Here is a 23,437-nt window from a genome sequence, read left to right on the forward strand (position 1 = left end):
GGTCAGAGCGGGGTGCCGGTGAGCACGCCGTCCTTGATGCCGGTGATGGCGGTGGGCACCAGCGAACCGGGCGCGAAAGCCCGGCCCAGGCGGACCGCGGCGAAATGCTCGGTGCGGCCCAGATCGTCTTTTTCCACCAGCACGGTCGCGCTGCGTCCGACGAGGCTCGCCAGGGTGCGGGCCTCCGCCGCCTCGCCGACGGCGCGGAGGCGGGCGGCCCGCTCCTTGCGGATGGCACCGTCCACCTGCGGCATGCGGGCGGCGGGCGTGCCGGGGCGCGGGCTGTAGGGGAACACATGCAGCCAGGTCAGGCCGCATTCCTCCACCAGCCGCATGGTATTCTGGAACATCTCCTCGGTCTCCGTCGGGAAACCGGCGATGAAATCGGCGCCGAACACCACGTCGGGACGGATCGAGCGCACCCGTTCGCAGAAAGCGATGGAATCGGCGCGGCCATGGCGGCGCTTCATCCGCTTCAGCACCATGTCGTCACCGGCCTGCAGCGACAGGTGAAGGTGCGGCATCAGGCGCGGTTCGTTTTCGATCAGGCGCCAGAGATCGTCGTCCATCTCGATGCAATCGATGGAGGACAGGCGCAGCCGCGGCAGCTCCGGCACCAGCGCAAGCAGCCGGCGCACCATCTGCCCCAGCGAGGGCGAGCCCGGCAGGTCGGGACCGTAGCTGGTGATGTCGACGCCGGACAGCACCACCTCGTTGTAGCCGGCCTTCACCAGCGCCTGGACCTGTTCGACGATGCCGCCGATGGGGACGGAGCGCGAGGGACCGCGGCCATAGGGGATGATGCAGAAGGTGCAGCGGTGGTCGCAGCCCTGCTGGACCTGGACGAAGGCGCGGGCGCGGTCCTCGAACCCGCCGATCAGGTGCCCGGCGGTCTCCTTCACCGACATGATGTCGTTGACCAGAACCTTCTCGGCCGGCGGCAGGCCCCAGCTTTCCGGCTGCAGCTTTTCCTGGTTGCCCAGGACCTGATCGACCTCCGGCATCGCGGCGAAGCGCTGCGGGTCGATCTGGGCGGCGCAGCCGGTGACGACGATGCGGGCATCCGGCCGCTCGCGCCGCAGCTTGCGGATGGTCTGCCGCGCCTGCCGTTCGGCTTCCGAGGTCACGGCGCAGGTGTTGACGATCACCACGTCGTCCAGCCCGGCGCTGCGCACATGGTTGCGCATCACCTCGGACTCGTAGGTGTTCAGGCGGCAGCCGAAGGTGACGATCTCGGGGCCGGTCTGCGTTCTGCTGTCAGCGCTGTCGCTCATTCCGAAACCAGTTCGGCGGAAACCAGTTCAGCCGACAGCCGGCCACTGAAGGCGAGCGCCACCGGGCCGGTCATCAGGACGCGGTCGTCCTCGGTCCACTCGATGGTCAGGGTGCCGCCGTCCAGGATGATGTCGGCCTTGCGGTCGGTCAGGCCGCGGCGCACCGCGGCGACCAGCGTGGCGCAGGACCCCGACCCGCAGGCCTGGGTGACGCCGGCTCCGCGCTCCCACACCCGCATGCGGATGGCGGTGGGCGACAGCACCTGGGCGAATTCGATGTTGGCGCGCTCGGGGAAGGCCGGGTGGTTCTCGAACACCGGACCGACCTCGTCCAGCGGCACCGCCTCGGCATCGTCGACGAAGAAGACGGCGTGGGGGTTGCCCATGTTCACCGCCACCGGGGCGGCGAAACCGCCATGCTCGACCGTCTCCACCCGCAGCGTGTCGGTGGGGGAGGCCAGCGGAATCGCCGCCCAGTCGAGGCGGGGAGCGCCCATGTCGACGGTGATGCGGCCGTTTTCGGCGCGGGTGGCGTGCAGCAGACCCGCGGCGGTCCGGAAGCTCGCGCCGTCCCGCCCGCTCTGCTCCATCAGCAGCCAGCCGACGCAGCGCGACGCATTGCCGCAGGCCGCGGCCTCGCTGCCGTCGGCATTGCGGATGCGCATGAAGGCGTCGACACCCGGCGCGTCGGTCTTCTCAAGCACGATGAACTGGTCGCATCCGACGCCGGTCCGGCGGTCGGCGATGGCGCGCACCTCCGCGTCCGACGGGCGGTAGGGCTCGGTACGGGCGTCGATCACGACGAAGTCGTTGCCGAGGCCGTGCATCTTCAGGAATTCGCGGGTCATGACCGCCGTTATATGGCGAGCGGCGGGGATAAGTCCATAAGGCGCCGCGCAAGGCAGATTCGCGGCGGTTACGCTCCCTTGAACACCAGATGCTTCGACGCGGCGAAGTTGAAGAACATGCCGGCGATCGAACCGGCGGCAACGGCCAGGAAGGGATGCTCGGCGACCATCTGCACACCCGACTCCAAACCGACCGACACGCCGTAATTCACCACGCCGCCGATGGCGTTGGCGGCGATGAACTTGGCCCATTGGCGGTGAAGAGGTTCGTTCGCCGCACCGCGGAAGGTGAAGGCGCGGTTCAGCGCCCAGGTGGCGGTCGCCGCGGCGAAGAAGGACGGTATGCGGGCGGCGAAGAACTCAAGACCCATCGCCAGACCGGCATAGAGCACGGCGGTGTCCACCAGCAGCCCGATGACACCGACCACGCCGAACTTGGCGAACTGCACCCCCAGCCGGCCGAGCCGGCTGTCCAGCAGGGTGGCGACCGGCCCGGTCACCGGCGGCCGTCCCCGCGCGCGCCGCCCAACGGCGGATGGTTGCCCGGCGCGCGCAGCGACAGGTAATGCATGCGCTTGGCCTCGCGGCGGCCATGGGTGACTGTATCCAGGATCAGCCCGCAGGTCAGACTGAGGAAGGCCATCAACATCAGCCCGGTGGCCAGCACGGCGGTGGGGAAGCGAGGAACCAGACCGGTTTCGAAATAGGTCATGATCACCGGCACGCCCAGGATGACCGACAGCAGGGCCAGCACGCCGAACAGGCCGGAGAAGAAGGGCAGGGGCCGCTCCTCCTTCACCAGCATGAGGATGGCGCGCAGGATGCGGATGCCGTCGCGGATGGTGTTCAGCTTGCTGTGCGATCCGGGCGGACGGTCCTTGTAGGGGGTCTTCACCTCGGCGATCGGCATGCGCAGCTCCAGCGCATGGACGGTCAGCTCCGTTTCGGTTTCGAAACCGCTGGCCAGCGCCGGAAAGGATTTCACGAAGCGGCGGGAGAACACCCGGTAGCCCGACAGCATGTCGCCGATGCGGCTGCCGAAGATCCGGGCGACCATGCCGGTCAGCACGAGGTTGCCGAACCGGTGGCCGGGGCGGTAGGCGGCGACGATCTCCGTCACCCGCGCGCCGTTGACCATGTCGAGCTGCTCGTCCCACAGCCGCTTGACCAGCTGCGGCGCGCTCGGCGCGTGATAGGTGTCGTCGCCGTCGACCAGCACATAGACGTCCGCCTCGATGTCGGCGAACATGCGGCGCATGACGTTGCCCTTGCCCTGCAGCGGCTCGTGCCGGACCACCGCCCCCGCCGCGCGCGCGACCTCGACCGTCCGGTCCCTGGAGTTGTTGTCGTAGACGTAGACCGTCGCCTCCGGCAGAGCGGCGCGGAAGTCCTGCACCACCTTGCCGATCGCCGCCTCCTCATTGTAGCAGGGAATCAGCACCGCGATGGTCGGCGCCGGGACGGCGTCCGCGTCGGCCCGCGGCGTTCCCGAGGTGTCGGTGCCGGTGGTGCCGGCGGTGGAAGCGGCGCGGTCGATGGTCGATACGGTCATGGCGCTGGCTTTATGGCTCGAATAGGGCGGACGGGGCTGTTACGGGCGATAAACAGCACAAATCCGCCGATTATTCCAATGTCTCCCGATTCCGAGGCATCCTGTCGACGGCACAGAGGTTCAGGGTCTCGCCCAGATTGTTGGGAATCGGTCGGCAGCGCTGCGGATCCAATCTCAGGCCGAGCAATTCCGCGGCCTTCGCGGCACCCGGCGTATCGGGGATCGTGCTCAGCATCAGGAAACGGCCGCGATGCGACGACACCTTGTCCTTCAGGATGGCCAGATGGCCGTTGCCGACCGAATCCGGCTGCAGGAAGTTGGACTGGATGCGCACGAAGGTGACGCGCTGCGGAAAGGACGGGATGACGTGCGAGATGGCCCAGTACCCCGCCATCAGCACCATGGTGTCGTCCGGTTCCGCGATGGGCGGCACCTCCGCCGTCACCCACTTGCCGTTTGCGTCCTTTGGCCAGGCGACGCGCCCCCAATCGGCCGGCTGCACCGTCAACTGCACCAGCGCCAGCAGAGCTACTGCCAGCCCGATGCGCAGCCGGTGCGCCACCGGCAGCAGCCCGACCGCCATCACCAGCGCCAGCGGCGCCAGCATCTCCAACGGCACCAGATAGCGGTAGATGCAGAACATCGCCACCCACAGCGTGTAGGTGACGGTCAGCGCCGTCAGCAGGAAACCTGTCGCCGGCCTTTCGGTCAGCCAGTCGTGCCGCTTCCCCATCGACCGGCCGATCAGCACGGCCGCAGCTCCGACCGGCACCAGGACGAACAGCGCCAGCACCCGCAGGTCGAAGAACGGCACCTCGCCCACCGTCAGGGGGGAAAAGGTGAAGACGAAGGGGAAGAACAGCCGCTGCCACAGGCCGGGCGGGAAGAAGCTGACATTGACGTAGTCGGAGATGGCGGCGAAGGGCGACTTGAAGACGTGGTTCATGTGCGGGAAGACGGGGTTCCCGTAATCGTGCCACAGATGCGCCATCCATACGCCGCCGCCCAGCGCCAGTCCGACAAGCACCCCGATGCCGAAGAAGAAGGCCAGCCAGAGCCGCCGCCAGGGACGGGCGGGCAAGGCCAGAAAACTCAGGCACAGCCCGATCGCATAGATGACCGTCGGGTTCTTCAGCCCCATCGCCACCCCGGCCAGCAGCCCGGCCGCCGCCACCCGTGCGAAGCTCGGCAGCGGCCGGCCGTCGAGGATGCCGGGCAGGCTGCCGGCGACGACCGCCGCAGCGCCCAGCACGCCCAGGCTGACCACATTGTCCTGGAAGGTGGTGCCGATCAGCCCCAGCGTTCCGCCGCCCAGCCCACCCATCGCCGCCAGGACCATGGCAATCAGGGTTCGTTGCATGTCGGGAACGTTCCGCAGACAGAACGATGCCAGCAGATACAGCAGCGACAGGTTGACGCCCTGCATCGTCCCCCACAGGAAGCCGGCCGCCCGCGCCGGCAGGTGCGTCGCCAGCCAATAGAATGGCACGTCCAGGAAGGGGCTGTAGAAGGTCGGCATCTGCGCCGGCAGCAGGTCGCGTCCGATCCGCCCGGTCAGCAGCGCATGCGCGTTGTACCAGTGGTAGTTCCGCAGGTCCCAGTTGGCATCCATGCCGAAGGCCAGAGTCAGCAGCCCGTAGGCGACCGGCGCCAGCAGCAGGAAGGCACGGCCGGTCAGGCGGGCTCGGCGGTCGTCGTCAGGGGTCGGCATCGGATCAGGGCAGCCTGGCAGTTGAGCGATACTGTGGTAGGGGGACGCCACGCCGTCCGCAAGGGGGAGGCCGGTGGCGGCGCGGCGTTTCGGCTTGCGGAATCGGGCCTGGGTGGGACGATCTGCGGCACTCTCGCGCAACAAAGATGCGTGGTGCTGCATTGGTGCATGCCTGTTCGCTCAATGCGTGCCGTGAAAAGTGCCAGCTTCCTCTGGCAATGGCTTGTTCGGTCTGCTATTCACCACGCTCTGCATGCGCACGCTTGCGCCTTCTTGCGCGACAGGATTTCTGGCGATGGAAAAGTTCACGGTTCTCACCGGCGTTGCGGCGCCGCTGCCGATGATCAATGTCGATACCGACATGATCATTCCGAAGCAGTTCCTGAAGACCATCAAGCGGACGGGGCTGGGCAAGCATCTGTTCGACGAGATGCGTTACACCCCGGACGGGCAGGAGATCCCGGACTTCGTCCTGAACAAGCCGGCCTACCGCAAGGCCAGCATCATGGTGGCGGGCGACAATTTCGGCTGCGGCTCCTCGCGCGAGCATGCGCCGTGGGCTCTGGCCGACTTCGGCATCCGCTGCATCATCGCCCCCAGCTTCGCCGACATCTTCTACAATAACTGTTTCAAGAACGGCATCCTGCCGATCAAGTTGCCGAAGGAGCAGGTCGACCTGCTGCTCGACGACGCATCGCGCGGGTCGAACGCCGTCATCACGGTCGACCTTGAGAAGCAGACCATCACCGGCCCGGACGGCGGCACCATCTCCTTCGAGCTGGATCCCTTCCGCAAGCATTGCCTGCTGAACGGCCTGGACGACATCGGCCTGACGCTGCAGCAGTCGGCCCATATCGACGGGTACGAGGGCAAGCAGCGCACCGGCCAGCCGTGGATGTGGGGCTGACTGCCCCCGTCCTCCCCCGATTCCACCATCTGTCTTCTTGACGTCTGATATTGGGAGTGCGCCCGCCATGGCCGCCAATAAGAAGCTTCTGTTCCTCCCCGGTGACGGCATCGGCCCCGAGGTGATGCGTCAGGTCCGCCGGGTCATCGACTGGATGGACCGCAAGCGCAAGATCACCTTCGACGTGTCCGAAGGGCTGGTCGGCGGCGCGGCCATCGACGCCCATGGCGTTCCGCTGTCCGACGCCACGCTCGCCGATGCGCTGGCAGTGGACGCGGTGATGCTGGGCGCCGTCGGCGGCCCGAAATGGGACAACCCGACCGACTACACCAAGCGTCCGGAAGCCGGCCTGCTGGCCCTGCGCAAGGAACTGGGCCTGTTCGCCAACCTGCGCCCTGCCGTGGTGTTCGACGCGCTGGTCGACGCCTCGACCCTGAAGGCCGATGTCATCCGCGGGCTGGACATCCTGATCGTCCGCGAGCTGACCGGCGGTGTCTATTTCGGTGAGCCGCGCGGCATCACCGACATCGGCAACGGCGAGCGCCGCGGCGTCAACACCCAGGTCTACACCACGCCCGAGATCCGCCGCGTCGCCCGCGTCGCGTTCGAGCTGGCCCGCAAGCGCGGCAACAAGCTCTGCTCGATGGAAAAGGCGAACGTCATGGAATCCGGCCTGCTGTGGCGCCAGGAAGTGACCAAGCTGCACCAGGAAGAGTTCCAGGACGTCGAGCTGAGCCACATGTACGCCGACAATGGCGCCATGCAGCTGCTGAAGAACCCGAAGCAGTTCGACGTGATCGTCACCGACAACCTGTTCGGCGACATCCTGTCGGACGAGGCGGCGATGATGACCGGCTCGCTCGGCATGCTGCCCTCGGCCTCGCTCGGCGCCCCGGATGCCGACGGCAACCGCAAGGCGCTGTACGAGCCGGTGCACGGTTCCGCCCCGGACATCGCCGGCCGTGATCTGGCCAACCCCTGCGCCACGCTGCTGTCCTTCGCGATGTGCCTGCGCTACTCGTTCAACCTGGACGAGGACGCCAAGCTGATCGAGCGGGCCATCCAGAACGTGCTGGGCGGCGGCATGCGCACGGCCGACATCATGGCACCGGGCATGGCGCGCTGCTCCACCACCGTCATGGGCGACTCGATCCTGCGCGAGCTGGACAAGCTGGCCTCCTGATCGATCGGCCGGTAGCGCTTCAAGAAAAAGCCCCCGTCCGCAAGGACGGGGGCTTTTTTGTCGTGACGGATCTCAGCCTTTCAATCGCCCCCGGCGGGGCGGTCGCCCGACCGTCCACCATGGCTCGCCTGTCCACCCTTGCGGCCGGCTTCCGCCGCCAGCGAGGGGTTCTTGGAGAAGCTGCGCGAGGAAGCGGGCACGCTACGCCCTCCCTTGCGTCCAGCTTCCGCGGCGAGTTCCGGGTTCTTCGAAAAGCTGCGCTTGTCGGCTGGAACGCTTTCTCCACCCTTGCTGGCAATCTGGCGTTGCCGATCAGGGTCCATCGACGCGAAGCCGCGGCCCGACGTACGATTGCTCTCTTTCGAGGCCATAACCAACCTCCGACTGTGCCTTGCTGAGACGACAACCAATCGGCCGCAGGCTGGTTCCCGCTTTGTCGCATTAAATCGCCGGTCCCTCTCGCAGGGATGGGGTCAATGTTCACTTAAGGTTGATTTGTATATTTTCTGAAGGTTGTGCGTTTCGACGAATTGCGCATCCTTCCGATAGGACGCGCGGAAACGGGCCCGTGTCCAGCGGGGGCCGCAAAATGATGCAGGCATAACCGACGTGGACGCTAAGGTTTGTTTCTGAATAATTTCTCAATTGATATTGGAAATATATCCAAATAATTTAGGGGTGTTCTAGAGAAGGTCTGCCGAAAACTTGGGGAAACAAACGTATAGTTTCAGAAGCCACTCCATGTTTTTAAGAAATAATTCTTTGAAACATTGGAAATTTAAATGATTTTTCTGGATTTCCAAGGGATATCTTTAAGAGATTGGCAAGGTGTTCCGGAGTTTGATTGTTAAGGCGGCGGATCCAATGCCGGACCGGGGCCCTGGGGCAGGGGGGTAAGATGCCGACCGTGCTTGTGGTTGACGATGATTCCACACTTCGCCTGACGCTGCGCCGTCTTCTCGAAAGCGCGGGAGTCGACGTCGTCGAGGCGCAGGATGGCGATGAGGCCATGCGGCTGTTCCGGGCGAGCCGGCCGGATCTGGTGATCTGCGATCTGGTGATGCCGTTCGCCGATGGCCTGCAGACGATCATGCGGATGCGGCGCTTGGCCCCCACGGCCAAGATCATCGCCATCTCCGGCGGCGGTCGCAGCAAGGCGATGGATCTGCTGGCGGTCGCGCGGCAGATGGGGGCCGACCATGCGCTGGCGAAACCGATCGAACGCAGCCAGATCTCCCTCATCGTCGATTTCTGTGGTCGCGATCGCGGTGTCCCGCCGCAGCCGCGCGGCGTCTGAGACGGCGGGAGTAGCGGTGTCGTGAAGCGGTCGCTCGCCTTGATGCGGCGTCTGCTGCGCCAATGGTTCAGTCAGGGCTGGGCGGCCGGGGAGCTGGCCGGCGAGGCGTCGCCGCCATCGTCCGTCGGGCAACCCGCCAGGACCGTCAGGCCGTCGGTGGAAGCGGGGCAGGAACTGCGCGTCCTGGAGCAGCGGCTGTGGCGCCTGCTGATGCAGCCGGCGGTTGCCTCGACCGGGCGGGTCCATCTGCTCGACCTCGGAATGATGCGGGATCGCCTGGGGACCGGGTGGACGGCGCTGCGCCCGCGGATCCTGACCGCTGCCGACGGCATCATCGACCGTCATCTGACCCGGAACGACATCCGCTTCAGGACCGCTGGCGACGACTATATCCTGGTGTTCGCGTCGCTCGAACGCCATGCGGCGTCCCTGGTCTGCGCCAGGATCGCACAGGAGCTGCTGCAGCTGTTTCTAGGCGACGACCGCTCGGCCGACCTCCGCGTCTCGACCGCCGTCGGCGTGGCGGATGGGCAGATCCGGTTCGAGCACGCCTTCGCCACCAGCCTGCTGGCCGAGGCGCGAGCGCGGACGGAATTGGCGGGCGGTTCGGCGGGCGGTTCGGCGGGCGGCGCGTTCGCCGATGGCTCGCCGGTGATGACCGGCCCGATCTTCTACGCCGAGGATGCCGGCGGCAAGGCCCGCCCGGTCCTGCGCCAGTTGCGCTTGCCGCCCGACGATGCCGCCAGGTTCGGCATCCGTTACCGGCCGGTCTGGGACATTACCCAACAGGTGATCTCCACCTATATGGGCACGCCGGTGCGCATCTTTCCCGACGAGTCCTTCATCGAGGGAACGGCGGCGTTGAATTCGCTCAGCGACGCCATGGAGATCCTGCAGCTCGACGCCGACGCGCTGGTCGAATCGGTGGAAATCCTGAACGGGCTGTTCCGCAACAAATCCCGGCTGTTGATGTCTGTGCCGATCTGTTTCGAAACCCTGGCGGCCCGCCGCACCCGGCTGCCCTTCCTGGAGATCTGCCAGTCGATCCCCGACTATCTGCGCCGCTTCCTGATATTCGAGCTTCTGCGCTTTCCGCCGGGGGTGCCGACCGGCCGGCTCAGTGAACTGCTGCACGAGATCCGGCCCTATTGCCGCTGGACCTTCATGCGGGTGGAGTTCAAGTCGCAGAGTTTCTCTGGCTTCGCCGGCACCGGCCTGAATGGCATCACCGTGGCGATGCCGGCCGACCGCTCGGCCGAGGTCCGGTTGATGGAGGAGATGAACGGCATCGTCACCGCGGCCGAGCGCGCCGGCCTGATGATCTGTGTCGCCGGGCTGTCGACCACCAGCATGGTGGTGGCGGCGCGGGCGTCGGGGGTCAGGCTGGTCGCCGGCAACCGCATCGGCCCGCCGCAGGACCGGCCGCGGTCGATGATCCGCTTCGACTGGCCCGACCTGTACCGCGACGGGGAGGAGGAGTGACGCCGGGTTCAGGCATCAGGGGAGGCCGGACGTCACAGCGCCGCGATGGCCTCGGCCAGCGCCACCAGCCGGCGGGCGTTCTCGACATGCAGGTTCTCAACCAGCTTGCCGTCCACCAGCACCACCCCCTTGCCGGATGACGCGGCTTCGGCATGGGCGGCGATGATGCGATGGGCGTGGGCGATCTCGTCGGCATCGGGTGCGAAGGCGGCGTTGCAGGCGGTGATCGTCTTCGGATGGATCAGCGTCTTGCCGTCGAAGCCGAGCTCGCGCCCCTGCCGGCAGGAGGCGGCGAAGCCCTCGTCGTCATTCAGGTCGAGATGCACGCCGTCCAGCACCGCCAGCCCATAGGCCCGCGCCGCCAGCAGACACAGCCCCAGGCTGGTGATCATCGGCAGCCGCTGAGCCGTATGGGCGGCGTGCAGATCCTTGGCGAGATCGGAGGTGCCGAGCACCAACCCGCCGACGGCAGGGGAGGCCCCCGCGATCTCCTTGGCGTTCAGGATGCCGAGCGGCGTTTCCATCATGCACCAGATCGTCTGGCCGGCCGGCGCTCCGGCGGCGCGCAGCACAGAGTCGGCCAGCCGCACCGCGTCGGCGCTCTCCACCTTCGGCAGCAGCACGGCGTCGGCACCGCTGGTCGCCGCCATGCGGAGGTCGTCATAGCCCCATGGCGTGTTCAGGCCATTGACCCGAATGATCAGTTCCCGCCCGCCATAGCCGCCGGCGGCAAGCGCCTGGGCGATGGTGTCGCGCGCCACGGCCTTGGCGTCGGGGGCGACCGCATCCTCCAGGTCGAGGATCAGCCCATCGGCGGGCAGGCCGCGCCCCTTCTCCAAGGCACGGGCGTTCGAGCCCGGCATGTAGAGCACGCTGCGGCGGGGGCGGACGGTCGTGGCCATGGCGATTTCCCGGAACTGCGGATGGTTGGAATGGGCAGCTTTAGCCGCACGCCCCCTTCCTGTCCATGGGCCAGGCCGTCACAGCGGTCCGCCGAAGGGAGGCCTGCATGGCTGCCATGCCGCGGGCCTCCGGCATCGCCATGGAGTCGGCCGCTTTACGGCCGGCGGAGCGTCGCATAGTCTTCACTCCCATGAAGACCGTCCTCACCATCCAATCGCACGTCGCCTATGGCTATGTCGGCAACCGGGCCGCGGTTTTTCCGCTGCAGCGGCTGGGGATCGACGCCACGGCGGTGAACACCGTCCAGTTCTCCAACCACACCGGCTACGGCGCCTGGACCGGGCAGGTCTTCACGGCCGAACATATCGCCGACATCGTCGACGGCATCGCCGCCCGCGGCGTGCTGCCGGCGCAGGACGCGGTGTTGTCCGGCTATATGGGCGCCGTCGAACTGGGCCAGGTGATCGTGGAGACCGCCGCGCGGGTGAAGGCGGCCAATCCCAAGGCGGTCTACTGTTGCGACCCCGTGATGGGCGACGTCGGCCGCGGCTTCTTCGTGCGGCCCGGCCTGCCGGAATTCATCCGTGACCATGCCGTCCCCGCTGCCGACCTGATGACGCCCAACCAGTTCGAGCTGGAATATCTGACCGACCGCAAGGTGGAGACGCTGGACGACGCGCTGGCGGCGACCGCGGCGTTGCGCGCCCGCGGGCCGCGGCTGGTGCTGGTCACCAGCCTGACCCGCAGCGAGGCCGATCCCGACAGCATCGAGATGCTGGTGGATGGCACCGACGGCGCCTGGCTGGTGTCGACGCCGCGCCTGACCTTCGATCCGCCGCCCAACGGGTCGGGCGACGCGGTGGCGGCGCTGTTCCTCGCCCATTACCTGGCCGCCTTCGATCCCGCCGACGCGCTGGAGAAGGCGGCGGCGGCAATCTTCGCCATCTTCGAGACGACCAAGCGCCTGGGCACGCGGGAGCTTCAGCTGATCGCTGCCCAGGATGATTTCGTCGACCCGCCCCGCCGCTTCACCGCCAACCGCCTGCGCTGACGTCCGTCGAAAACTCCCGCTGTCAGGCGCTTCCGACGGACCGGCCGCCCACTTTGGACGGATGATCGGCCACCCGTGAAGCGGGCAGCCGGATCGTCATGGTGGTGCCGGTGCCGAGCGTGCTGTCGCAGGTCAGCGTGCCACCATGCAGGTCGATGAAGTTCTTCGAAATCGACAGCCCCAGACCGGTTCCTTCATAACTGCGGTTGGCAGCATTCTCGGCCTGGCGAAAGGGTTGGAACAGCTCGGGCAAGAAATCGGGCGGAATGCCGATGCCGGTGTCGGCCACCGACAGCCGGAATCCGCCATCCTCGTCCACGTCGGCGGCGATGGTGACGCTGCCGCCCTCCGGCGTGAACTTCACGGCATTCGACAGCAGGTTCAGGATCACCTGCTTGAAGGCGCGCTGATCGGCCCAGAGCGTGGCGATGGAGCCCGACACGAGATTGTTCAGGGCAACGCCGCCCGCCGCCGCCCGGTCGCGCACCATCATCATGCAATGGGCCACGGCCTCGTGCACCTCGACCGGCTCCTCATACAGGTCGAACCGGCCCGACTCCAGCTTCGACATGTCGAGCACGGCATTGACGATGTCCAGCAGATGCCGGCCGCTGTCGTGGATGTCGGCGATGCAGGATTTCTGGCGCTCGTTGACGGTGCCGAAGAACTGGCTGTCCAGCACCTCGGCGAAGCCGATGATGGCGTTGAGCGGCGTGCGCAGCTCGTGGCTCATGTTGGCCAGAAACTCGCTCTTGGCCCGGTTCGCCAGTTCCGCCTGTGTCTTGGAGGCGACCAGTTCCGCCTCCTGCTGCTTGCGGCGGGTCATGTCGCGGATGACGCCGACATAGATGCGCGGCTCGTCGGGGCCGGCAGGGTGGGGCGCCGCCGCGCAGGGAGTGCGGCCCAGCCGCAGGTCGCTGACGGTGAAGCCCACCGGAAAGGCATGGCCGTCGCGGCGTAGCGCGGTCAGGTCGCGGTCGTTGGCGCCGCCGCGCGCATCCGGGATCAGCGCTTCGATCGGCTGACCGGTCATTTCACTCTCCGGCACGCCGAACATGACTTCGGCCGACCGGTTGAAGGTGACGATGCGCCCCGCCGCGTCAAAGGTCACCACCGCGTCCAGCATGGAGTCGAGGATGCCGCGGATCCGGCGGGAGGCGCGGGCCAACCGGGCCTGATCCTCTTCCCGGCGGGCGTGCTGACGGACGACGAAGGCGGTCAGCAGGGCGATGGCGAGCGTCATCACCGTGCCGATGGCGGTCCAGGCTGCGGTGTCGCGTCGCCAATCGGTCAGAACCGCCCGCACCGGCAGTGTCGCCACGATGACGAACGGATAGTCCTGCACCCGCCGCACGCTGATCAGGCTGTCGACCGCATTGCCGCCGGGGACGGTCCCAGGCGAAGCGGCAGCCGGGGGAACGAGTGTGGGGACGTCGTCGCGGATGGTGGCCTCGTCCCGGTTCGCCAGGGCGTGCTGCACCGCCGGCCAGTCCGCCAGCCGGGTCAGCCCGATGCGGTCCTGCGGCCGCTGCAGCAGAACGGTTCCGTCCTCCAGCGCCAGGATCACGCCGCCCTTGCGGTCGATGCGCTGCGATTCCAGCGTCGCCGCCAGCCGTGTCGGGTCGACCAGCGCCACCAGCACCCCGCGGAAGCGGCCGTCCGCATCGGTCCAGCGCCGGCTCAGCGGGATGACGCGGGTGCCGGGCATCACCCGGCTGACGATGGGTGCCCCCACCAGCAGGCCGGGGCTGGCGCGGTCGCGCGCGCTGGTGAAATAGCCGCGGTCGGACAGCGGGAAGGGGGGCAGCGGTGCGTCGGCGGAATGGTGCAGGGCGAAGCCGTCGTCGCCGACCACCACCAGGTCGGCAAGTTCACCGAAAGAGTCGCGGCTCCGACGCAGATGGTCGTGAATGGCGGCGCTGCCGCGCCGTCCGCCATCTGGATGGGTGTCGAGCGCGAATGCCAGATCGCGCAACATCCGGTCCACCGAGAAGGCGGTGCGCAGTGTTTGGGCTTCCAGCATCCGGGCGAGGTCGCGGGTGGCGCGCGCGCCGGCGTCCAGCGCCTCCCGCCGGCCCTGGAGGATGCCGTACCCGATCAGCGCATTCACCACCAGGATGAAGGAGAGGCCGGACGCGGTCATCAGGAAGCGCACCGAGCCCAGACGGCCACGCAGCACCCGCGCCAGACCGGCGTTGGAACGGTTGGTCGGGGAAACGGACCCGGAGGCGGGCATCGTTGCGGCGGTTTCCTGTCTGGCGGGCGGCTGGACTGCGCCGGAACATTGATTGGATGAACATCCTAAAGAAAGGGTAACCGGACGCAAACAGGTGCCTCCCAACTGCGCCCAGATGCCGCGCCGCCATCGTTCATCGAGGCGCGTGGCGCAACCGCTGCGCACGCCACCCTGCCATTCCCGCCGCTGGTCCCGCCGGTGCCGGTCGGCGGTTGCCCGGAGCGGTTCCATCCGTTAGGTAAGGGGCATCTTGGCAGCCGGATCGCGCTTATCCCCATGACCGACGGACCGCTTTCGCTCTACCGCGCCCGCCGCGGCAGCGGCACTCTTCGCCCCGATCCCGATCAGGAACTGGCGGCGGAGAAGTTCCAAAGCCTGTATCAGGCGCTGAAGGGCTATCAGCCGCAACCCGTAGGCGACGACAAACCTGCGGGGGGAGGATGGCTGGAACGTTTTGGCCTGGGCCGCCGCCGTGCCACGCCGCCGCCGCCGGACATTGCCTCCACCGCACCGCAGGGGCTGTACATCTATGGCAGCGTCGGGCGCGGCAAGTCGATGCTGATGGACCTGTTCTTCGAGACGGCCCCCGTCGACAAGAAGCGGCGCGTCCATTTCCATGAATTCATGCTTGAGATCCACCAGCGCATCCACGACCACCGCCGGTCCGGCAAGGGAAAAGGCGATGGCCCGGACGAGGCGCTGCCCGAACTGGCCCGAGCCCTGGCGGACGAGGCGTGGCTGCTCTGCTTCGACGAGTTCCACGTCACCAACATCGTCGACGCCATGATTCTCGGCCGGCTGTTCACCAACCTGTTCGATCTGGGCGTGGTGGTGGTGGCAACCTCCAACTGGCCGCCGGACATGCTGTACAAGGATGGGCTCCAGCGCGAGCTGTTCCTGCCCTTCATCGCTCTGTTGAAGGAAAAGCTGGATATCCTGTCGCTGGACGGCCCCACCGATTACCGGCTGGACCGGTTGAAGGGCGTGCCGATCTATCATCATCCGCTGGGACCGGAGTCCGACGCCGCCCTTGCCAAGGCCTTCTCCGACCTGACCGGCGGTGCGGCGGGCGAGCCCTGCAGCCTGACGGTGCAGGGCCGCCGGGTAGAGATCGACCGTGCCGCCAAGAGCGTGGCCTGGGTCGATTTCTGGACTCTGTGCGGGAAGCCCTTGGGAGCGGCCGATTATCTGGCGATCGCCACCCATTTCCATACGGTCCTCATCGGCCATGTGCCGACCATGAAGGACGAATTGCGCAACGAGGCCAAGCGTTTCATGACGCTGATCGATGCGCTGTACGAGCACAAGGTCAACGTCGTCATCGCCGCCGAAGGCCCGCCCGAGCGGCTTTACCCGGAAGGCACCCACGCCTTCGAGTTCGAGCGCACGGTGAGCCGGCTGATGGAGATGCAGAGCGAGGACTACCTGCAAAGGCAGCATTTGACCTGAAAAGGTTCGGCTGCCTGAGCAGGTCCATACCGACCACGCGCTGACCGCCCCGGTGTCCGGGGCCGAGCGAAGGACCTGCGGCTCGGGCTCTCCGCTCGATAGAATGGCTGTCAAGGCGGTCAGCGTAAGGCCGCCGCGCAGGTCCCATTCCCGATGATCGTCGGCGACCGGCGGCCTCCTGACCATCCCGATTTAGTGCAGCCCCGATGGCACCCCGTTCCGGGAATTGGTGGAATGGTCGCTTGGGCTTTTCGCTCCAGGTATGGATCGAAGATTGCGGCGGTGTGGAGAAATCTCTGCAGGTGCGGATGGCAATGGTCATTGGCGTGGTCTGAGTCCACCATTCAACTGATTCCAAAAAAATGAAACAAAAACACACGAACGAATATAAAAGTTTTGAAACATAAGTTTTTGTGTTGGCATCAATTCTGGGGTTTCCCCTGATTGATGATAGAAGAGAAGGTTATAGCTTGGTCATCCTGATGGCTGTTGAATCCTGTTAAAGTCCTGCCGGGGGGTGATCGATGTTGAGCTGGTTCAGCAATCAGAAAATGATCGTGAAGATCCTTACGCCTGTGCTCCTGCTGCTGATCTTCATGGGGGCGATTGCGGCGACGGCGCTGCAGAGGCTGGGATTGGTTCAGCAGGTATCCGAATATGCCCTGACCGTCGAGGCTTCGCGGCGCGCAACCATTCTTGACCTGGGCCGTCATCTCAACGCGGCCACCGTTGCCGAAAAGAACGCGATCATCGAAAAGAACCACGACGAGATGAAGCGGTTCGCCGCGATGTTCAACGAAGCGATGGTGTTGACCGACAAGGCCATCGCCGACCTCGCCCTGACCGCGGACAGCGACATCCGGCGCGAAACCGGCGTGAAGATCAAGGCCCTGGTCGATGCCTACCGCCAGAACGCCTTGAAGGTCATCGACCTGACGCTTCAGGGCAGGGATGACGAGGCGTTCGCCCTCAGTTCCGGAGACGGGGCGAAAACCCGCCGTGCCGCCTCGGCCCTGATCGACGAGCGTGTCGAGATCAACCGCCAGGGCGTCGAAAAGGCGATCCGGGACTCCCGCTCCGTTGCGGAACAGACCAGAACTGTGGTCTTGACCCTTTCGGTCGTCGGCATCCTGCTCGGACTGGGGCTGTCGCTGTCCATCGTGATCTATCTGATCGTCCGTCCGCTGAACCGCATCACCGGCTCGATGACCCGCGTCTCGCAGGGCGAGCTGGATTTCGCCATCGACGGCACGGAGCGTCGCGACGAGGTCGGGCTGCTCGCCCGCACGCTGGACGTCTTCAAGGCCAATGCGCTCGAGGTCCGGCGCTTGACTGCCGAGCAGGAGGCGCAGAAGGCCCAGGCGGAGGCGGAGCGCAAGGCGGAGATGCGACGGCTCGCCGACCGGTTCGAGGGCAGTGTCAGCGCCATCGTCCAGAATGTGGCCTCGTCCGCCACGCAGATGCAGGGCGCGGCCGGAACCCTGTCCTCGTCGGCTACCCAGTCCACCGCCCAGGCGACTGCCGTGGCGGTGGCGTCCGAGCAGTCGAGCGCCAATGTTCAGACCGTGGCGTCGGCAACGGAGGAATTGGCCGCCTCTATCCTGGAAATCGGTCGGCAGGTGTCGAACCAGAGCGCCATTTCGGCGACCGCAGTGCAGGAGGCCGACCGCACCAATGCCAGCATGCAGCTGCTGGTCGATACCGCCAACCAGATCGGCGCGGTGGTCGACCTGATCAACTCCATCGCCGGACAGACCAATCTGCTGGCCCTGAACGCCACCATCGAGGCGGCGCGGGCCGGAGAGGCCGGCAAGGGCTTTGCCGTGGTGGCCAGCGAGGTGAAGGCGCTGGCCAGCCAGACCGCCCGCGCGACCGACGAGATCCAGGCGAAGGTGAAGGAAATCCAGACCGCCACCAGCGGCGCGAAGGAGGCGGTTGCCGGTATTGCCGGGATCATAGGGCGGATGAGCGAGATCTCGTCGGCCATCGCCGCCGCCATCGAAGAACAGAATGCCGCGACGTCCGAAATCTCCAGCAACGTCGCCCAGGCGGCCCGCGGCAGTGAACAGGTGTCCACCAACATCGTCGGCGTGACCAGGGCCGCCACCGAAACCGGCGCGGCCGCCGATCAGGTGCTGAGCACCGCGAAAGTCCTGGCGACGGAGGCCGACCGGTTGAAGGGCGAGGTCGCCAACTTCATCGCCACCGTCCGCGCGGCCTGACGGCATTCCCCCGGCCAACCATCATTGACCCGCCCGCCGCCGCAGCTCTTCGAAATCGCGGCCGGCGTGGTGGGAGGAGCGGGTCAGGGGCGTCGCCGACACCATCAGGAAGCCCTTAGCCCGCGCCACCGTACCGTAGCGCTCGAACTCCTCCGGCGTGACATGTCGGGCGACCGGGTGGTGGTTGGGGGTGGGGCGGAGATACTGGCCGACGGTCAGGAAATCGACGCCCGCCGCCCGCAGATCGTCCATCACCTGTACCACCTCCGCCGGCTCCTCGCCCAGCCCGACCATGATGCCGGACTTTGTGAAGATCGACGGATCGCGCTCCTTCACCCGTTCCAGCAGGCGGAGCGATCCGTAATAGCGCGCACCGGGCCGCACGTCGGCATAGAGCCGCGGAACGGTTTCCAGATTGTGGTTGTAGACATCGGGGCGGGCGTCCACCACGGTCTCCACCGCGCCCGGCTTGTTGCGGAAATCGGGGGTCAGCACCTCCACCGTCGTGGTGGGGGAGGTGTCGCGCAGGCGGCGGATGCAGCGGGCGAAATGCGCCGCACCGCCGTCGGGCAGGTCGTCGCGGTCGACCGAGGTGATGACGACATGGGCGAGGCCCAGTTCTCCGACCGCCTCGGCCAGCCGGTCCGGCTCGTGGGGATCGAGCGCATCCGGCCGACCGGTGGCGACGTTGCAGAAGGCGCAGGCCCGCGTGCACACGCTGCCCAGGATCATCACCGTGGCGTGCCGCTTGCTCCAGCATTCGCCGATGTTGGGGCAGGCGGCCTCCTCGCAGACCGTGTTCAGGCCGTGGCGGCGGACGAGCGACCGCGTGTCCTCGAACGCCGCACCGGCGGGGGCGCGGGCGCGGAGCCAGGCCGGCTTTTCGGCCCGGTGTTCCGGGCGGGGAGCGTGCATCGCGGGCAGGGCCATCAGTGGACGAGCTCCGGCTGTTCGGCGGCGGCAGGGACCGCCTGCGGCTGCACGATGATCTTCACGTTGCGGTCCTTGTGGGCGACCAGCTCCTCGAAGCCGCCGCTGACGATGTCGGTCAGGGTGATGCGGCCGGTGATCAGCGGCTGCACATCGATCCGGCCGTCGGCGATGAAGCGGATCACGTCGGCGAACTCGCCATTGTAGGCCAGCGATCCGATGAGCTGCTTTTCGGTGGCGACGATCTCGAAGAAGTTGAAGGAGCTGGGTTCCTCGAAGATGCCGACCAGCACCGTCTTGCCGGCCTTGCGGATCACGTCGATGGCGAGCTTGGCGGTGTCGCGGTGGCCGATGCATTCGAACGACACGTCGGCGCCATAGCCGCCGGTCAGCGCCTTGACCTCCGCCACCGCGTCGCACTCCTTGGGATCGAGCACGATGGACGCGCCGACCTCCAGCGCCTTGGCCTTGCGGGCCGCCGACATCTCCAGGACGATGATCCGCCCGGCCCCGGCCGCCTTCGCGCACATGATGGTGCAGAGGCCGATGGTGCCGGCGCCGACCACCACCACCGTCTCGCCGACGATGCTGCCGGCCTTCTTCACCGCATGCATGCCGACCGCCAGCGGCTCGATCAGGGCGCCCGCCTCGGTCGGGAAGCCGTCGGGCAGCTTGTAGAGCAGCTCGGCCGGGACGTTGACGAGGCTGGCGAAGGCGCCGTTGTTCATCAGGCCGGTGAAGGCCAGCTTCTCGCAGATGTTGTACATGCCGTGCTTGCAGTAATAGCACTCGCCGCAATGCTGGCAGGCGTCGGCCGCCACCCGGTCGCCGACGGCGAAGCCGCTGACGCCCTCGCCCAGCGTCGCGATCTCGCCGCTGAACTCGTGGCCGAGGATGCACTGGCCCTTCAGGCCGGTCAGCGGGTGGGGGGTGTCGACCGGGATGAAGACCGGGCCGGCGACATATTCATGCAGGTCGGACCCGCAGATGCCGCACCAATGCACCTTGATCTGCACCCAGCCGGCGGGCGGGGCGCCCGGCAGCGGCACGTCCTCGACCCGGATGTCCTTGCGGCCATGCCAGACGGCGGCCTTCATCGTGGTCATCGCATTCATGGCGTTGTCCTCCGGATTTTTCGTTGTCGGCGAGCGGTCGGAACGGTCAGGCGAAGACCATCCCGCCATCGACCAGCAGGGACTGGCCGGTCATGAAGTCGCTGTCGGACGAGGCGAGGAAGCGGGCGACACCGACCAGATCGTCGGGGCGCGACGGCCGGCCCAGCACGGCGCCGGCGGCGAACATGTCGAAGGCTTCGTTCTCCGACTTGGTGATGCCGGTGTCGCGGAAGCCCTGGTCGATGATCTTCCACATCTCTGTCGCCACCACGCCGGGGCAGATGGCGTTGGCGGTGATGCCGTCCTTGCCGAAGCCGCGGGCGGCGGCCTGGGTCAATGCCACAACGGCGAATTTGCTGGCGGAGTAGTGGGCCAGCGGCTCGTAGCCCTGCTTGCCGGCGATGGAGGCGGTGTTGACGATCTTGCCGCCGCCGCCCTGTTTCCTGAACGTCTTGATGGCTTCCTGCATGCCGATCAGCACGCCCAGCGCGTTGACGTCGTTGACGGTGTGCCAGTCGTCCTCGGTGATGTCGAGGAAGGGCTTGGTCTGGGCGATGCCGGCATTGTTGAAGATCACGTCGAGCCGGCCATGGGCCGTCACCGTCTCGTCGATCATGCGGCGGACGGCGGCACGGTCGCGGACATCGACGGTGACGGCGATTGCCGCGCCGCCGGCAGCGCGGATGGCGTCCGCCACCTGCCGGGCGTCGGCCTCGGTACGGTCGGCGATGGTGAGCTTGGCACCGTCGGCGGCCAGCGCCTTGGCAATGGTGGCGCCGATGCCGCGGCCGGCGCCGGTGACGATGATGCTCTTGTCCTTGAGATCGGGCATGAACGGTCTCCTGTCGGCGCGCTGGCGGACAGCCCGCGCGCCGGTGGCGAGGGGTTCGGGAACCGGGGAAAAGGGGCGGGAAGGGGGCTGGCCTCCTCAGTCCGCCTTGGCGATGTGGTCCTTCAGCAGCGCGTTCACCTTGCCGGCCGCCTCCATCTGCACCATGTGGCCGGCGCCGGGGATGACGGCGACCTGTGCCGTGTTCGCCAGCGCCTGGGCGTGGTCGGCGGGGATGACGCGATCCTCCTCGCCCCACACCACCAGCGTCGGCGTCCTGGCGTCCGCGATCCCGGCGGCGAGCACGCTGGCCTGCCGGCCCTCGGCGAACAGCGAGGCCGACAGCGCCCGCAGCGCCTCGTCAACGCCGTCCAGCCGCTTGTACTTCAACAGGTCGTCAACCATCTGGCGGCTGACAAGGCCGCGGTCCGCGAACAGCGTCTCAAGCACCGGTTTCAGGTCGCGGCGGGATGTCGCACCGACGAAACCCTGGATGTAGCCGTGGTCGATCTGCTCGCCGAGCCCGGCCGACGCGATCAGCGACAGCGACGCCACCCGCCCCGGCGCGTCGAGCGCGGTGCGCATCGACACCGCCCCGCCCATCGAATGGCCGACGAAATGGGCGCGCTCCACCCCGACCGTATCGAGGAAGCCCAGCACCGCCTGCGACAGGCCGGACAGGCTGGGGTCGGCGATCTGCTTGGTCGACTGGCCGTGGCCGGGCAGGTCGAGCGCATAGACGGTGGCCTTCTCCGCCAGCGCGTCGATGGTGAACAGCCAGTTGTCGAGATCGCCGCCGAAGCCGTGGACGAGCAGGACGGTCGGCCCGCTTTCGCCCCGCTTGGCATAGCGGATGGTGCCGGCCGGCGTCTCGGCGGTGTGGTACTGCGGGCCAGCCTCGGCCTCGTCGCCCTCCTCGCTGGCCGGGACGGCATAGGCGTTGATGAAGGCGTCGATGTCGTCGTCCGGCACGTCGGGTTCGGCCAGCACGGCGATCAGCGCCTTGACCGGATAGACGGTGCCGGGTTCGCCCAGCACGCGGCGCAGCACGCCGGTCTCGCCCGCCTCGACCACATTGGTGATCTTGTCGGTCTCGACCTCCAGCAGCTCATCGCCGATGGAGATGGTGGCCCCCGGCCGCTTCAGCCAGCCGGTGACCTTGCCCTCCGACATGGACAGGCCCCATTTCGGCATGACGATGGGCTTGATGCGCTCGTTCAACATGTGGTGCAGGCTCCTGAAAATGTTTTTTGCTTGGCTCACGCTTTTCCGTCATCCCCGCGGAGGCGGGGATCCAGGTGTCGGCCATTGCCGCGATCCGAAACGGTCTGGATTCCCGCCTTCGCGGGAATGACGGAGAGGTGCGCTTCTTGCGGGCTGTTCGGTGACGCGTCACGCCGCGATCCGCGGCGACGCCCCCTTGGGCGACAGGGTGCGGCGTACGGCGCTGGCGATGCTGTCGGCGCTGGGGACGTACAGATCCTCCAGCGACGGCGCGAAGGGCACCGGGGTGTGCGGTGCCGTCACCATCTGGATGCCAGCCTTCAGCGCGCCGAAGGCGTTCTGGCCGACGAAGGCGGCGATGTCGGTGGCGAGGTTGCAGCGCGGGTGCGCCTCGTCCACCACCACCAGCCGGCCGGTGCGCTCCACACTCTCGACGATGGTGTCCCAGTCGATGGGCGACAGGGTGCGCAGGTCGATCACCTCGGCCTCTGTGCCGTCCTTCGCCAGCGCGGTGGCCGCCTCCATCGCGCGGTGGACGGTCAGGCCGTAGCTGACGATGGTCACGTCGTCGCCGTCGCGCAGCACGTTCGCCTCGCCGAAGGGAATGGCGTAGCTCTCGGCCGGAACCTCGCATTCCAGGCCGTAGAGGTTCTTGTGCTCGCAGAAGATGACCGGGTCGTTGTCGCGGATCGACTGGATCAGCAGGCCCTTGGCGTCATAGGCGTTGCTGGGGCAGACCACCTTCAGCCCGGGGATGTGGGTGAACAGCGGGGTGAGCATCTGCGAATGCTGGGCGGCGGCGCGGAAGCCTGCGCCGACCATGCCGCGGATCACCACGGGGGTTTCGGCCTTGCCGCCGAACATGTAGCGGAACTTGGCGGCCTGGTTGAAGATCTGGTCGAAACAGACGCCCATGAAGTCCAGGAACATCAACTCGGCCACCGGGCGCAGGCCGCAGGCGGCGGCACCGACGGCCGCACCGATATAGGCGGATTCCGACAGCGGCGTGTCCATCAGCCGGTCGCCATGCTTGGCGTACAGACCCTTGGTGACGCCCAGCACGCCGCCCCATGCATCGTCCTCGCCCTTCGCGCCGGTGCCGCCGACGATGTCCTCGCCCATGACGATGACGGTGGGGTCGTGGCGCATCTCCAGATCCAGTGCTTCGTTGATCGCCTGCTTCATGCTGATCTTGCGGGACATGTGTTTCCTCCGCGCGTTTGG

The 23,437-nt window shown here is 67.1% G+C and carries 20 protein-coding genes and 1 pseudogene; 7 read left to right on the top strand and 14 right to left on the bottom strand.

What is annotated here, in order from left to right; genetic code table 11:
* Nucleotides 1-2: 2 nt before the first annotated feature.
* The 5 genes from mtaB to A6A40_RS02985 form a co-directional block, all read right to left on the bottom strand.
* Nucleotides 3-1,274, bottom strand: coding sequence for a tRNA (N(6)-L-threonylcarbamoyladenosine(37)-C(2))-methylthiotransferase MtaB (gene mtaB / locus A6A40_RS02965; RefSeq protein WP_063634040.1), 1,272 nt, complete (start codon nt 1,272-1,274; stop codon nt 3-5).
* Complete coding sequence (gene dapF / locus A6A40_RS02970; protein ID WP_063634041.1) at nt 1,271-2,122, bottom strand: diaminopimelate epimerase; 852 nt, start codon at nt 2,120-2,122, stop codon at nt 1,271-1,273. Before dapF ends, mtaB begins: the two co-directional genes overlap by 4 nt.
* A 68-nt stretch (nt 2,123-2,190) precedes the next feature.
* Nucleotides 2,191-2,622: a GtrA family protein gene (locus A6A40_RS02975; protein WP_082860704.1), complete on the bottom strand. Its 432-nt coding sequence runs from the start codon at nt 2,620-2,622 to the stop codon at nt 2,191-2,193.
* Nucleotides 2,619-3,674: a glycosyltransferase family 2 protein gene (locus A6A40_RS02980; protein WP_063634042.1), complete on the bottom strand. Its 1,056-nt coding sequence runs from the start codon at nt 3,672-3,674 to the stop codon at nt 2,619-2,621. Before A6A40_RS02980 ends, A6A40_RS02975 begins: the two co-directional genes overlap by 4 nt.
* A gap of 70 nt (nt 3,675-3,744) precedes the next feature.
* Nucleotides 3,745-5,385, bottom strand: coding sequence for a hypothetical protein (locus A6A40_RS02985; RefSeq protein WP_063634043.1), 1,641 nt, complete (start codon nt 5,383-5,385; stop codon nt 3,745-3,747).
* Nucleotides 5,386-5,680: 295 nt separating this feature from the next.
* Here A6A40_RS02985 and leuD point away from each other — a divergent pair, with 295 nt between their 5' ends.
* Together leuD and leuB are read left to right on the top strand one after the other, a co-directional pair.
* Nucleotides 5,681-6,292, top strand: a complete 612-nt coding sequence (leuD, locus tag A6A40_RS02990) for a 3-isopropylmalate dehydratase small subunit (protein WP_063634044.1) — start codon at nt 5,681-5,683, stop codon at nt 6,290-6,292.
* Between the two features lie 67 nt (nt 6,293-6,359).
* Entirely contained in the window at nt 6,360-7,475 is a 1,116-nt protein-coding gene (leuB, locus tag A6A40_RS02995; RefSeq protein WP_063634045.1) for a 3-isopropylmalate dehydrogenase, read from the top strand.
* Nucleotides 7,476-7,555: 80 nt separating this feature from the next.
* Here the strand turns inward: leuB and A6A40_RS31190 are convergent, their stop codons facing one another.
* Together A6A40_RS31190 and A6A40_RS31195 are read right to left on the bottom strand one after the other, a co-directional pair.
* The gene (locus tag A6A40_RS31190; protein ID WP_236783773.1) at nt 7,556-7,675 is read right to left on the bottom strand and encodes a con-10 family general stress protein; all 120 of its coding nucleotides are present in this window, start codon (nt 7,673-7,675) and stop codon (nt 7,556-7,558) included.
* A gap of 24 nt (nt 7,676-7,699) precedes the next feature.
* Nucleotides 7,700-7,846 (bottom strand): annotated as a pseudogene (locus tag A6A40_RS31195) (KGG domain-containing protein); the annotation flags it as partial.
* A gap of 527 nt (nt 7,847-8,373) precedes the next feature.
* Here A6A40_RS31195 and A6A40_RS03005 point away from each other — a divergent pair.
* Both A6A40_RS03005 and A6A40_RS03010 read left to right on the top strand, forming a co-directional pair.
* A complete protein-coding gene (locus tag A6A40_RS03005; protein ID WP_063634046.1) occupies nt 8,374-8,772 on the top strand; it encodes a response regulator in 399 nt (132 codons plus the stop codon).
* Nucleotides 8,773-8,793: 21 nt separating this feature from the next.
* A complete protein-coding gene (locus A6A40_RS03010) occupies nt 8,794-10,254 on the top strand; it encodes a hypothetical protein (RefSeq protein WP_063634047.1) in 1,461 nt (486 codons plus the stop codon).
* Nucleotides 10,255-10,286: 32 nt separating this feature from the next.
* Here the strand turns inward: A6A40_RS03010 and A6A40_RS03015 are convergent, their stop codons facing one another.
* Nucleotides 10,287-11,156 (bottom strand): HpcH/HpaI aldolase/citrate lyase family protein, encoded by an 870-nt coding sequence (locus A6A40_RS03015; RefSeq protein WP_063634048.1) that lies wholly within the window; start codon nt 11,154-11,156, stop codon nt 10,287-10,289.
* Between the two features lie 107 nt (nt 11,157-11,263).
* On the opposite strand from A6A40_RS03015, the gene pdxY reads away from it, so the two are divergent.
* Nucleotides 11,264-12,208 (top strand): pyridoxal kinase PdxY, encoded by a 945-nt coding sequence (gene pdxY / locus A6A40_RS03020; protein WP_418208604.1) that lies wholly within the window; start codon nt 11,264-11,266, stop codon nt 12,206-12,208.
* A 22-nt stretch (nt 12,209-12,230) separates the two neighbouring features.
* Here pdxY and A6A40_RS03025 read toward each other — a convergent pair whose 3' ends face one another.
* Nucleotides 12,231-14,444 carry an ATP-binding protein gene (locus A6A40_RS03025; protein ID WP_063634050.1) on the bottom strand — a complete coding sequence of 738 codons (2,214 nt, stop codon included), beginning with the start codon at nt 14,442-14,444 and terminating at the stop codon, nt 12,231-12,233.
* A 276-nt stretch (nt 14,445-14,720) separates the two neighbouring features.
* On the opposite strand from A6A40_RS03025, the gene zapE reads away from it, so the two are divergent.
* Both zapE and A6A40_RS03035 read left to right on the top strand, forming a co-directional pair.
* Nucleotides 14,721-15,893, top strand: a complete 1,173-nt coding sequence (gene zapE / locus A6A40_RS03030; RefSeq protein ID WP_063634051.1) for a cell division protein ZapE — start codon at nt 14,721-14,723, stop codon at nt 15,891-15,893.
* Between the two features lie 551 nt (nt 15,894-16,444).
* Nucleotides 16,445-18,115: a methyl-accepting chemotaxis protein gene (locus tag A6A40_RS03035; protein ID WP_236783715.1), complete on the top strand. Its 1,671-nt coding sequence runs from the start codon at nt 16,445-16,447 to the stop codon at nt 18,113-18,115.
* 21 nt (nt 18,116-18,136) lie between these two features.
* On the opposite strand, the gene lipA is transcribed toward A6A40_RS03035, so the two are convergent.
* The 5 genes from lipA to A6A40_RS03060 form a co-directional block, all read right to left on the bottom strand.
* Complete coding sequence (lipA, locus tag A6A40_RS03040) at nt 18,137-19,045, bottom strand: lipoyl synthase (RefSeq protein WP_063634053.1); 909 nt, start codon at nt 19,043-19,045, stop codon at nt 18,137-18,139.
* Nucleotides 19,045-20,160 (bottom strand): 2,3-butanediol dehydrogenase, encoded by a 1,116-nt coding sequence (locus A6A40_RS03045; RefSeq protein WP_236783716.1) that lies wholly within the window; start codon nt 20,158-20,160, stop codon nt 19,045-19,047. Before A6A40_RS03045 ends, lipA begins: the two co-directional genes overlap by 1 nt.
* Nucleotides 20,161-20,206: 46 nt before the next feature.
* Complete coding sequence (locus A6A40_RS03050) at nt 20,207-20,992, bottom strand: glucose 1-dehydrogenase (protein WP_063634054.1); 786 nt, start codon at nt 20,990-20,992, stop codon at nt 20,207-20,209.
* A 96-nt stretch (nt 20,993-21,088) separates the two neighbouring features.
* The gene (locus A6A40_RS03055; protein ID WP_174718506.1) at nt 21,089-22,213 is read right to left on the bottom strand and encodes an acetoin dehydrogenase dihydrolipoyllysine-residue acetyltransferase subunit; all 1,125 of its coding nucleotides are present in this window, start codon (nt 22,211-22,213) and stop codon (nt 21,089-21,091) included.
* 168 nt (nt 22,214-22,381) lie between these two features.
* Nucleotides 22,382-23,416: an alpha-ketoacid dehydrogenase subunit beta gene (locus A6A40_RS03060; RefSeq protein WP_063634055.1), complete on the bottom strand. Its 1,035-nt coding sequence runs from the start codon at nt 23,414-23,416 to the stop codon at nt 22,382-22,384.
* Between the last annotated feature and the right edge of the window lie 21 nt (nt 23,417-23,437).

Source organism: Azospirillum humicireducens, from assembly GCF_001639105.2.
In the GTDB taxonomy this organism is placed as follows: domain Bacteria; phylum Pseudomonadota; class Alphaproteobacteria; order Azospirillales; family Azospirillaceae; genus Azospirillum; species Azospirillum humicireducens.

What these genes read in the sequence shown, in the direction of transcription:
- A6A40_RS03015 (WP_063634048.1), bottom strand. Translation starts at nt 11,156, where the DNA reads ATGGCCACGACCGTCCGCCCCCGCCGCAGCGTGCTCTACATGCCGGGC.
- A6A40_RS03055 (WP_174718506.1), bottom strand. Translation starts at nt 22,213, where the DNA reads ATGTTGAACGAGCGCATCAAGCCCATCGTCATGCCGAAATGGGGCCTG.
- A6A40_RS02985 (WP_063634043.1), bottom strand. Translation starts at nt 5,385, where the DNA reads ATGCCGACCCCTGACGACGACCGCCGAGCCCGCCTGACCGGCCGTGCC.
- A6A40_RS02980 (WP_063634042.1), bottom strand. Translation starts at nt 3,674, where the DNA reads ATGACCGTATCGACCATCGACCGCGCCGCTTCCACCGCCGGCACCACC.
- pdxY (WP_418208604.1), top strand. Translation starts at nt 11,264, where the DNA reads ATGGCTGCCATGCCGCGGGCCTCCGGCATCGCCATGGAGTCGGCCGCT.
- A6A40_RS03025 (WP_063634050.1), bottom strand. Translation starts at nt 14,444, where the DNA reads ATGCCCGCCTCCGGGTCCGTTTCCCCGACCAACCGTTCCAACGCCGGT.
- leuB (WP_063634045.1), top strand. Translation starts at nt 6,360, where the DNA reads ATGGCCGCCAATAAGAAGCTTCTGTTCCTCCCCGGTGACGGCATCGGC.
- lipA (WP_063634053.1), bottom strand. Translation starts at nt 19,045, where the DNA reads ATGGCCCTGCCCGCGATGCACGCTCCCCGCCCGGAACACCGGGCCGAA.
- leuD (WP_063634044.1), top strand. Translation starts at nt 5,681, where the DNA reads ATGGAAAAGTTCACGGTTCTCACCGGCGTTGCGGCGCCGCTGCCGATG.
- dapF (WP_063634041.1), bottom strand. Translation starts at nt 2,122, where the DNA reads ATGACCCGCGAATTCCTGAAGATGCACGGCCTCGGCAACGACTTCGTC.
- zapE (WP_063634051.1), top strand. Translation starts at nt 14,721, where the DNA reads ATGACCGACGGACCGCTTTCGCTCTACCGCGCCCGCCGCGGCAGCGGC.
- mtaB (WP_063634040.1), bottom strand. Translation starts at nt 1,274, where the DNA reads ATGAGCGACAGCGCTGACAGCAGAACGCAGACCGGCCCCGAGATCGTC.
- A6A40_RS03035 (WP_236783715.1), top strand. Translation starts at nt 16,445, where the DNA reads ATGATCGTGAAGATCCTTACGCCTGTGCTCCTGCTGCTGATCTTCATG.
- A6A40_RS03005 (WP_063634046.1), top strand. Translation starts at nt 8,374, where the DNA reads ATGCCGACCGTGCTTGTGGTTGACGATGATTCCACACTTCGCCTGACG.
- A6A40_RS03050 (WP_063634054.1), bottom strand. Translation starts at nt 20,992, where the DNA reads ATGCCCGATCTCAAGGACAAGAGCATCATCGTCACCGGCGCCGGCCGC.
- A6A40_RS03060 (WP_063634055.1), bottom strand. Translation starts at nt 23,416, where the DNA reads ATGTCCCGCAAGATCAGCATGAAGCAGGCGATCAACGAAGCACTGGAT.
- A6A40_RS03045 (WP_236783716.1), bottom strand. Translation starts at nt 20,160, where the DNA reads ATGAATGCGATGACCACGATGAAGGCCGCCGTCTGGCATGGCCGCAAG.